Below are 6,056 nucleotides of genomic sequence, written 5' to 3'. Positions count from 1 at the left end.
ACCTGAACGACCAGTCGATTGAAGGCATCCGCGTAAAAGGTAAAAAAGCATTCTCTGTACAATATCACCCGGAATCATCACCTGGTCCGCATGATTCAAGATATTTGTTTGATGACTTTATCAAACTGATGAAATAATATTTAATTACAGATGCGCAGATTTTAAATGTGCAGATGTCCGAAAGCCTTTCAATTTAGTTTGGAAGGCTTTTTTATTTGTATATTGTCATAACGTTAAACCGAAATCACAAGGCCAATGAAGCTATCCCTTATGTTTTTAATTATTGGCATCCTTGTATCTGGGTGTTCCCAGGTACAAAATTGCCAGGATAATATTAACAAACTGCCAATGTATGGCAACCTGAAAAAGTGCAGGGAGCAAATAGAAGTTGATGAGCAATTTTTAAAATACATTGACGATGGGCACGAAAGCCGAAATGTAGCTGCTGCCCAATTGGTTAAGCGTGGTTGGGAGTATTTTTATCGTGGACAATTGGATACTTCAATGATGCGCTTTAATCAGGCGTGGCTACTTGATAGTTTGAATTCTGATGTTTATTGGGGTTTTGCTAATATATTGGGGAGCCGGAAGGATTTTAAAGCTTCTCTTTATTTCTTTAATAGATCGTTAAAACTTAATTCAGGTAATGCCAAGGTTTGGTATGATCAATCTATAAGTTATGGTAATTTGTTTGTTTCATCCAACAATAAGCTTTATTTAGACTCGTCTATATACGTGTTAAAAAAGTCAATTAGTTTGGATCCTCATAATGCTCAAGCTTATTCGCAGCTTACAGCTGCATATTGTTATTTCATACAAAAAGATAGTGCAAAAAAGTATTTAAAGCTAACGGATCAAATTGCCCCAACTGCTGTTAATGAAGCGACAAGAAAAATGCTTACCGGCGGTAACAATCATTAACTTATTGGTTATAAATAAAAGCGGTGATCTTGTATGGAATCAAATATTATCGGCTTAAATTAACCTTAAAAGGCTTTTTTATTTCTCAGGATTCCTTTTTAACTTAGTTATATATCCGCCTGAATTATGAAGAAATCAATTAACCTGCTTTTAACAGCGGAAGAGAAAGCTATTCTCCGTGCTCAAAAAACAAAAATAGCCGACCTCGCTACTTTCGCTCCTGATGAAATTGCTATGATATTAAATGCTGATACTGAACGTGCCAGGGAGATCAATGCGCTTATTGAATTTCAAAGTATTCCATCATTAGGGATCAATTTTGCAACTGAGCTGATACAGCAGGGGTATTATTCGTTAGAACAATTAAAAGGCAAAGATCCTGTTGAGTTATTCAATGCATTTGAACGGCATGTGGGTGCCTGGGCTGATCCATGTGTGGAAGATTCATACCGGTTGCTTGCCCATTATATAAAACATGGTGATACAGGCAAAAGTTGGTGGCATTTTACTGCTGAACGGAAAGCTTACCGTGCACAATACGGTTTTCCGGCAAGCAGACCAGCTAAGGCTTGGTACGAGTTACCGCAATATCGCAAGGGAAAAGAGTTTGTAGGGAATAGGTAGAGATGTCGCTGTCTCGATCAGTAAAAAAATATGTCATTGCGAGCGCAGCGTGGCAATCGCTTGATGTACAGGGCGGCCATGCCTCCGTGCGATTGCCACGCTGCGCTCGCAATGACATGACGTTGTATCACAAAAAAACGCGAATGATTTACTCATTCGCGTTTTTGGTATAAAAACTCAGGCGGATATATCCTGGATTAGTTTAAGTATGATTGCAACAGGTTTGATTTTGAATTGTGACGTAAACGCATCAAAGCCTTGTCTTTCAGCTGGCGAACACGTTCGCGGGTTAAATCAAATTTTTCACCTATTTCCTCTAACGAGTGAGGCGCATGGCCACCCAGGCCAAAGAATAACATCAGTACTTCACGGTCGCGTTCGGCTAAAATGCCTAACGAACGTTTAATTTCCTGTGATAATGAATCGGCCATTACTTCGGTATCAGTTGCAGCATCAGAGCTGGCCAATACGTCAAGTAAGGTATTTTCTTCACCCTGGATAAATGGCGCGTCCATTGAAATCTGGCGACCTGCATTATTCATTGAATCGGCAATTTTATCAACCGAGATTTCAAGGTTGTCTGCAAGTTCTTCAGGCGTTGGCTGCCTTTCGTATTCCTGCTCCAGTTTTGAAGCTGCTTTGTGAATTTTGCTTAGTGAACCAATTTGGTTCAATGGCAAACGCACAATACGCGATTGCTCGGCAATGGCCGACAGGATTGACTGACGGATCCACCATACGGCATATGAAATAAATTTAAAGCCTTTAGTTTCGTCAAAGCGTTTTGCTGCTTTAATTAAACCAAGGTTTCCTTCGTTTATTAAGTCGCCCAGGGTTAAGCCCTGGTTTTGGTACTGCTTAGCAACCGATACCACAAAGCGAAGGTTAGTTTTTGTCAAACGCTCTAACGCTACCTGGTCGCCCTCACGGATCTTTTGCGCCAGGATCACTTCCTCCTCAGCTGTGATCAAATCTACCTTGCCAATATCGTGCAGGTATTTTTCGAGCGATGCCGATTCACGGTTAGTGATTGATTGGGATATTTTAAGTTGTCTCATTTTTTAATACGGATTATTAAGCTAAAAACGGTTCAATAAGATACATGTGCCGGGTTAAACAACCGGAGGTAAAACAGACTACATTAAACTTTGCTTCCTTCTTTTTTTGTGAACCCGGGATAGTATTTATTTAAAACGAGGGTTTGCTACTGATATTATTGCTGTAAGGAGCGAGCGGTTTAAAAGTTTTTAAATAATGTGTTAACCAATAAATGTTTAATCAACATATTACCCTATAATGAACGGCACAAAGGTAATCATTTATTTGCTATTATAGTGTCATTTAAACACCATGAAACAACGGTTAATGTGAAGATTTTGTGAAGTTAAGTTAATCTTGTTTAGGTTCGGGCGTTTGCTGGGTATCGTCTGTCTTCTGGTCATCGTCGTCTGTCTTTGTTTTTTTATGGTTCTTATTCCATTTTATCTTTATTTTGCCATCATCGCCGTCGGTTGCAAGTATGTGTAATACAATGCCTTTCATGCGTTTTTTGTTGCGTTCGCTGTCGTCGGCTATTTTGCTGTCGTTTTTCGGGTTGCGTAATGGTACATCAAGGGCTATGTTAGTTCCGCGCGATAAGGAATAAACCCCCTCCACATCCATGTTCAGCACACTCGAGTTAATTTGCATCGGTGCTATTTTGATCTTATCGCCATTGATATCAAACTGGGCTTTCAGATCGCCAAAGGTTATGTTATCCAGATCGCGGAAAGGAAAAGCAAACTTGCCCACACTTTTTATGGGCGAAAAATTAACTAATGCGCCCTCCTTTAAATTAACCATTGCAGTACCTCTTATCGACTTAGGTACCAGGTTCCCAGCATTATTAATTCCCCCTTTAATATCGGCCCTGGCCGAAAGGAAACCACGCAGGTTATCGCTTGTAAAATCCTTCAGCCCGAAGTTATTAAACGATGCGAAAAAAGTATTAGTATTCACGTTGTCAATAGTGGTGCTGATGGCAAAGTTATTGGTTGGCCCCTGCAATACCAGTCCGGCCATTTTTAATGAGCCGCCTGCACTTTTCAGGTTTACGTTACGCACCTTCATGGAGTTATCGGCCAGCAAAATATCGGCTGTGACATCGGTAGCTAAAAACTTTTTATAGTATAGCTTTGCTACGCGGATGTGCAGTTCGGCCTGCCCTTTATCAAAAGCGGTGTTTAGCTGATTGGTGACCCTGGCTTTTGCAGTCTTACTGTTTTTATGGCTGACCCCGTTACTTTCTCCCGAACCTCCCCGGTTATTCAGAAAGCTTAAAAATTCGCCCAGGCGAATTTCCGGACTGGTGATCTGCCAAACTATCAGGATCTTTTCGGGGGCGTTGTAATACGAATTTAAAAAGTTACTTACCTTGCCCTGCATGTTCACTACGCTGCTGCCGTTTTGTAGGCGTATATTGTTTATATAAAGATCTTTTTCGGTGAACTTCAGTGCAATGGAATTGTTTTTAAACACTAAACCACGCGGTATATAATTCACATCTGCATTTTTGATATCAACATTACCGGTTATTATCGGTTTGGTGAAATTGAAATTAACAATATCGGCCTTATAGGCCAATTTCAGTTCAGCAATCCCTTTGGTAAATCTCAGACTTTCGTCACCGATAACCGGGTTAAGCTTGCTGACCGGAAAACGTGAACGGAAGATGCCTGTAGCTACCGGTGTATTCAGGTTATTGATAAATGCAGTATCAATAGTAAAGGGGATGTCCTTATAAGTGCCGTTAAAATGGTAAAGCTTTATTACTGAATTTTCATCGCCCAGGCCTTTACCATCAATATAGTTATTGCTGAAAATGCCTCTAAAACTGCAATTTTCAATAGTACCACCCTGTGTTTTCAATACGTTGTCCTTTACTTTAGCCGTAACATAAATGGAAGGGTCTCCACCGCCGCCAAAGCTTCCCTTCAGGTCGCAGGTAACATCAATGGGCTTTGTAAGGTCGAACATTTTGAGGCTTTTGGTAATGTTGGCAGCTAAGAGGTTAGCGGCGCTGGTCCACAAAATATCATTAACCTTAAGGTTGATGGTAAAAGGGGTTTCGGGCTTTTTAAGTTCAAATTTAGCGGCAACGTTAAAAGTGTCATCTCCTATATTCAGATCATTAGGTGCTACATTGATAACCTGCGAATCATAATTATAGCTGATATCGAAATGTCCTTTTAATAACTTGTTTTTCATAAAGCTTCCCTTTTTTGTATTAAAGGAAAAGCTGTTTGCCATGGCATTGAGGTCGATATCCGCGTTCCATGCTTTATTAGGATAATCCAGGCGACCTTCGATATCATTTACCGCAAATTTGAACAGTTTATAGGCATGGCGGTCGTCTACTACAAAATTCACCTTGTTTAACGAAAACCTCCTGATCTGTGTTGATGAACTGGTTTGTTTCTCCTTCGGGTCTTTTTCAACTTTAGGTTTTGCTTTAAATATCGATGTATTGCTATAACCTGTGCTATCGGTAAACAGGTCGATATCGGCATTGCTGATATCTATTTTATTGATCACTACTTCCCCTTTTAACAGGGCTGATGCGTTTACAGATACTTCGAGATCTTTGGCGGTAAGTAATGTATGATGATGTTCGGCCCAGCGGTTATCTTTCAATACCACATCTTTCAACTCAACAGATACACCGGGGAAGCCTTTAAATAAAGTAGGATCGATAGTGCCGATAGTTAGCGTGCCGTTCAGGTTTTTATTAAGTTCGGAGGTGATCATAGCAAGCACCTTCTGTTTATTATAATTCACATAAACAGTAAGGGCAATAAATAAAATTATAATTAAACCCACGAGCGCACCGGCGATCTTTAAGGTTATCTTTAACCATCCTGGCATTTCAACTAATTTATTGTTAAAGCGTTATGGTTATATAATTGTTTGTATTGTAACATATAATTAACACACGGTATAGGAATAGGTAAATAAATCTGCAATAAGATACAATATTTTTAATGTATAATCGGCTACATCAGTATCATGGAAACAACTAATAAAATAAAGGCAATAATTACAGGCGCTACCGGCATGGTAGGCGAGGGCGTACTGCACCAATGTTTACTGAGCGATAAGGTTGAGGCAGTATTGGTAATTAACCGTAAACCCTGCGGCGTGACACATCCTAAACTAAAGGAAATTATTCATGCCGATTTTTTTAACCTTACACCAGTTGAAGATCAGCTGGCCGGTTATGATGCCTGCTTTTTTTGTTTAGGAGTTTCCTCTGTTGGGATGAGCGAAGAAGCTTATTACAAAGTGACTTACCTGCTTACCATGCATGTAGCCGAGATATTGAGCCGCATCAATCCCGATATGACATTTTGTTATATATCAGGTGCCGGTACCGACAGTACAGAAAAAGGCCGAAGCATGTGGGCGCGTGTAAAAGGAAAAACCGAAAACGACCTCATGAAACTGCCTTTTAAACAGGTATTTAATTTCAGGCC

General features: G+C 40.0%; 6 protein-coding genes. 4 read left to right on the top strand and 2 right to left on the bottom strand.

The genetic code is table 11. The features are described 5' to 3' along the window. From VF500_RS10555 to VF500_RS10545, 3 genes are all read left to right on the top strand, one after another. A partial coding sequence (locus tag VF500_RS10555) for a glutamine amidotransferase-related protein (protein WP_414688573.1) occupies window positions 1–137 on the top strand: 137 nt, incomplete at its 5' end. A 118-nt stretch (window positions 138–255) separates the two neighbouring features. After that, on the top strand, window positions 256–921 hold the full coding sequence (locus VF500_RS10550) for a hypothetical protein (protein WP_330859637.1): 666 nt from the start codon (window positions 256–258) through the stop codon (window positions 919–921). A gap of 126 nt (window positions 922–1,047) precedes the next feature. After that, on the top strand, window positions 1,048–1,545 hold the full coding sequence (locus tag VF500_RS10545) for a helix-hairpin-helix domain-containing protein (RefSeq protein ID WP_330859636.1): 498 nt from the start codon (window positions 1,048–1,050) through the stop codon (window positions 1,543–1,545). A 197-nt stretch (window positions 1,546–1,742) separates the two neighbouring features. Here the strand turns inward: VF500_RS10545 and VF500_RS10540 are convergent, their stop codons facing one another. Both VF500_RS10540 and VF500_RS10535 read right to left on the bottom strand, forming a co-directional pair. Beyond that, window positions 1,743–2,603, bottom strand: coding sequence for a sigma-70 family RNA polymerase sigma factor (locus VF500_RS10540; protein WP_091165711.1), 861 nt, complete (start codon window positions 2,601–2,603; stop codon window positions 1,743–1,745). Window positions 2,604–2,934: 331 nt separating this feature from the next. Continuing rightward, entirely contained in the window at window positions 2,935–5,448 is a 2,514-nt protein-coding gene (locus VF500_RS10535; RefSeq protein WP_330859635.1) for an AsmA-like C-terminal region-containing protein, read from the bottom strand. A 141-nt stretch (window positions 5,449–5,589) separates the two neighbouring features. Between VF500_RS10535 and VF500_RS10530 the strand changes: the two genes are divergently transcribed. After that, a partial coding sequence (locus tag VF500_RS10530) for an NAD-dependent epimerase/dehydratase family protein (protein ID WP_330859634.1) occupies window positions 5,590–6,056 on the top strand: 467 nt, incomplete at its 3' end.

Origin of the sequence: Mucilaginibacter sp., from assembly GCF_036383575.1 — a bacterium.
In the GTDB taxonomy this organism is placed as follows: Bacteria; Bacteroidota; Bacteroidia; order Sphingobacteriales; family Sphingobacteriaceae; genus Mucilaginibacter.
Note: the sequence above shows the minus strand (reverse complement) of the source record. Positions and strands in the feature narration are given on the sequence as shown.